This is a genomic window from Frankia sp. AgKG'84/4, assembly GCF_023242965.2.
Classification (GTDB): domain Bacteria; phylum Actinomycetota; class Actinomycetes; order Frankiales; family Frankiaceae; genus Frankia.
Window position 1 is genome coordinate 1 of record NZ_JALKFU020000552.1, and the last position, 3,537, is coordinate 3,537.

5 protein-coding genes and 1 pseudogene are annotated in these 3,537 nt (G+C 74.0%); 4 read left to right on the plus strand and 2 right to left on the minus strand.

All coding sequences use genetic code 11. The annotated features are described in order from the left end of the window. Positions 1-361, plus strand: a pseudogene (locus tag MXD58_RS23010) (RNA polymerase); the annotation flags it as partial. Here MXD58_RS23010 and MXD58_RS23015 read toward each other — a convergent pair. Together MXD58_RS23015 and MXD58_RS23020 are read right to left on the minus strand one after the other, a co-directional pair. Then, a complete protein-coding gene (locus MXD58_RS23015) occupies positions 344-859 on the minus strand; it encodes a gamma carbonic anhydrase family protein (protein ID WP_248839507.1) in 516 nt (171 codons plus the stop codon). The pseudogene MXD58_RS23010 and the gene MXD58_RS23015 sit on opposite strands and share 18 nt — an antisense overlap. Positions 860-968: 109 nt before the next feature. Then, a complete protein-coding gene (locus MXD58_RS23020) occupies positions 969-1,277 on the minus strand; it encodes a DUF4235 domain-containing protein (RefSeq protein WP_248839508.1) in 309 nt (102 codons plus the stop codon). A 316-nt stretch (positions 1,278-1,593) separates the two neighbouring features. Here MXD58_RS23020 and dut point away from each other — a divergent pair, with 316 nt between their 5' ends. The 3 genes from dut to MXD58_RS23035 all read left to right on the plus strand — a co-directional run bounded on the left by dut (position 1,594) and on the right by MXD58_RS23035 (position 3,448). Further along, positions 1,594-2,157 (plus strand): dUTP diphosphatase, encoded by a 564-nt coding sequence (gene dut, locus MXD58_RS23025; RefSeq protein WP_248839509.1) that lies wholly within the window; start codon positions 1,594-1,596, stop codon positions 2,155-2,157. Next, on the plus strand, positions 2,138-2,842 hold the full coding sequence (locus MXD58_RS23030) for a DUF3710 domain-containing protein (protein ID WP_248839510.1): 705 nt from the start codon (positions 2,138-2,140) through the stop codon (positions 2,840-2,842). Before dut ends, MXD58_RS23030 begins: the two co-directional genes overlap by 20 nt. A 219-nt stretch (positions 2,843-3,061) precedes the next feature. Continuing rightward, entirely contained in the window at positions 3,062-3,448 is a 387-nt protein-coding gene (locus MXD58_RS23035; protein ID WP_250609905.1) for an OB-fold nucleic acid binding domain-containing protein, read from the plus strand. Positions 3,449-3,537 lie beyond the last annotated feature (89 nt).

The window sequence follows — 3,537 nt, forward strand, 5'->3', positions numbered from 1 at the left end:
GGCCGGTCTGCTCGCGCAGTTGGACCCGGCCGCGGTGGTCCGTACCGACGGCGGCGGGCTGACCAGGGCCGCCCGCCGGCCGGTGCACGGCGCGGACCGGGTCGCCCGGTTCCTCCTCGGCATCATCGCGAAGGGGGTCCGCCAGGCCGTCGAACCGACCTCGCTGCGGCTCGTGGAGGTCAACGGCGAGCCGGGACTCGCCGCGTACGAGGGCGCGCGGCTGAGGTTCGTCGCCGCCCTGCATGTCGCCGACGGCCGGATCGCCGAGATCAACATTGTGGCGAATCCCGAGAAACTCCGGCATCTGTCCCCGGCGCCGGGCGGCTCTGGCGGCTCTGGCGGGTCAGTCGATGCGGCGTAGCTGCTCGCGGTAGCGGCGGCCGTTGCGGACGTAGTGCTCGGCGGCGAGGATCTGCATCGCCGAGTCGTTGCCGGGCACCACCTTCGCCGGCACGCCGAAGGCCCGCGCGCCCGGTGGCACCTGCGTGCCGCCGATGACGACGGCGCCGGCGCCGACCAGCGCGCCGCGACCGATGCGGGCGCGGTGCAGCACGATCGAGCCGGAGCCGACCAACGCGCCGTCCTCGACGACACAGCCCTCCAGGTGGGCGAGGTGGCCCACCGTGCAGTCGTCACCGACGACGGTGGGCAGCTCGTCGGTCGCGTGGATCACCGTGCCGTCCTGCACGGAGGTGCGCGCGCCGATCGTGATCGACCCGTAGTCGCCGCGCAGCACTACCGCGGGCCACACCGTCGACTCCGGGCCGATCGTCACCGACCCGATGACGGTGGCGTCCGGATGGACGAACGCTGTCGGGTCGATGGTGGGGACGGCGTCCCCCAGGGCGTACAGGGCCACCGGGGCTCCTCGGTCTTCGCTCGCGCGCGCCACGGCCGTCCGTGGTGCGTCCCGTTCAGCTCGAGCCCGAGGCTACCGATCCCGCGCGGCGCGGCGCCGCCGAACCGGGTCAGGCCTGCGCCGTCGCCAGCTCGGGGCGGACCATCCCGGGCGGCGGGGTCCCCGTGGCCCTGGACCAGCCGCGGGCCACGGCCCGCTCGGCCGCGAGGCGCCCCAGGCCGATCGCCAGCCCGGAGATCGCCGCCCACGCGATCGCCTCCACCAGCGCGGTGTCCGGATCAGCCGGGTTGACCGGCGGATCCGACTTGCGCACCTTGCGGTAGGCGATGGTCACCCCACGACTGGCAGCCGTGCCCGCCAGCGCGGTCGCCGCCCCGCCGACGACCTTCCAACCCAGCTTCGACGCTGCTTTCGCCACCCCACACCTCTCGCTCTCCGGTGCGGGCCAGGACGGCCCGCCACCCCTGTGCTTTCCCCGGCGCCGTCGATTACTCCCCGGTCGGACCTCCGGCCTCGCACCGGAGCGGTCGCGGCGCCGTCCACTGCCCATCCGATCACGTCCCGGCGAGCTGGGACAGGACAGGGTGCCCGCCCGGTAACGGGGCGTCCACGGTCGGGGGCGCACCGATGGCCTAGGGTGCATCTCGCGGATCGAGGGACATCCGGCCCACGGCTCGATCACCCGCCGCGATCCACCCAGGCTCGACCATCCCCGTGCGCCAGGCAGGAGAATCATGGCCGTCATCGATCCCACGCCACCGGCCGGGCCCGACGGGGTGGAGGTCCTCGTGCGCCGGCTGGACCCCGGGCTGGCGGCGCCGGTGTACGCCCAGCCCTCGGATGCCGGCGCCGATCTGGTGGCCGCGGCCGATGTGACGCTCGCCCCGGGGGAGCGGGCCGTCGTCGGCACGGGCCTGGCGATCGCGCTGCCCGCCGGCCATGCGGCGTTCGTGCACCCGCGCAGCGGGCTGGCGGCCCGCCACGGCGTGACGGTGGTCAACGCGCCCGGCACCGTCGACGCCGGTTACCGTGGAGAAATAAAGGTTGTTCTGATCAACACCGATCGAGCCGAGACGATGACATTGCGCAGAGGTGACCGGATAGCCCAGCTCGTCGTCCAGCGGGTCGAGCACGCCGTCTTCCGAGAGGTCGACGAGCTGCCGGACTCGGCGCGGGGCGGCGGTGGCTTCGGTTCGACAGGCGGCTTCGGCCCGGCCGACGCACCTGGCACCGTCCTCGGGGCCGGTGCCGCCGGGGATTCGGGAAGGGAGGCCGCTGGTGTTCGGCCGCGGGCGTAAGGAATCCGACCGGGACGTGCCGGAGTCGCCGCAGGCGACCGACGGTGCCGAACGGTCCACGGTCGCGATCGTGCCCGACGGTCCCTACGACGCGGCCGAGGCGCCCGACGACGGGATCAACCGGCTCGACCTCGGCTCGCTGCGGCTGCCGGCGCTGCCGGGCGTCGAGGTGCAGTTCCAGGTCGGGGAGGCCACCGGCGAACCGCTGACGGTGCTTGTCACCGATGGGCGCAGCGCCATGGAGCTGTCCGTCTTCGCCGCGCCCAAGAGCCGCGGCCTGTGGGACGAGGTGCGTACCGAGATTCTCGAGACGGTCGAGCCGACCGGCGGCAAGGAGGCGGGTGGTTCGTTCGGGCGGGAACTGCGGATGTCGCTGCCGACGGGCCGGCCGGGCGAGTCCGTGCCCGCTCGGATGATCGGTGTCGACGGCCCGCGCTGGTTCCTGCGGGCCGTGGTGACCGGTCTCGCCGGGCAGGACCCGGGTGCCGCGCCGCTGCTGGAGGAGACGCTGCGCCAGCTCGTCGTGGCCCGGGGAGAGGGCGCGATGCCCGTGCGGGACCCCCTGCCCCTCACCCTGCCGCGCGACATCACGGACCATCCGGACGGGCCGGGCGCTGCCACGTCGGCGACGAGCGGGCGGGCGGAGATGCCGGTCCCGGGCGTGCGCACCGCCGAGATCCGCTGACCCCGCCGGCGCCGCGCGTACCCGCGCGCAGGGCCGGAAGGGGCCGGCTGACCCGGGTTGGCAGCCGATCGCACGGATTCCGGCCGGATCGCTCGATCGCGAGGCCCCGCGCGGGCACACTGAGCCTCGGTTGTTCGTTGCATCGGATGTGTTCGGGCAGCGCTGCTCAGGCGCAGGACTGTTCTGGCGCAGAGTTGCTCGCGCGGGATCGGAGGAGCCGTGGGCGAGCCACGCGGTTGGTGGGGGCGCAAGCTCCACAGGCTGACGGCAGGGACGAACGAGCTCGACGCGGAGGATCTCCAGGCCGCGGCGGCGGCTGCCGGGGCCGAGCCGATGAGTGGCTGTCGCGACCGGGATGAGACCTGCGTCGCGGGTACCATCCAGGCGGTGACGGTTCGGGCGCGTTCCGGCGCGCCGGCTCTGGAGGTCGATCTCTACGACGGCAGTGGCACCGTGACGCTGGTGTTCCTCGGTCGACGCGACATCCCGGGCCTGCGGGCCGGCGCCTCGGTCAAGGCGTCCGGCCGGGTGACGCTGCTCGACGGCCGCCCGTCCATCTTCAACCCGCGCTACGAACTGCTACCGGTCTCCTCCGCCAGCGCCTAGACACCCGGGCTGGCGGGTGAGTCCCACTGCGTGGTGTAGATCGGGAGCGGCTGGTTGATCGTCCGGGGTGCGGGTGTGTCGCTCCGAGA

What these genes read in the sequence shown, in the direction of transcription:
- dut (WP_248839509.1), top strand. Translation starts at nt 1,594, where the DNA reads ATGGCCGTCATCGATCCCACGCCACCGGCCGGGCCCGACGGGGTGGAG.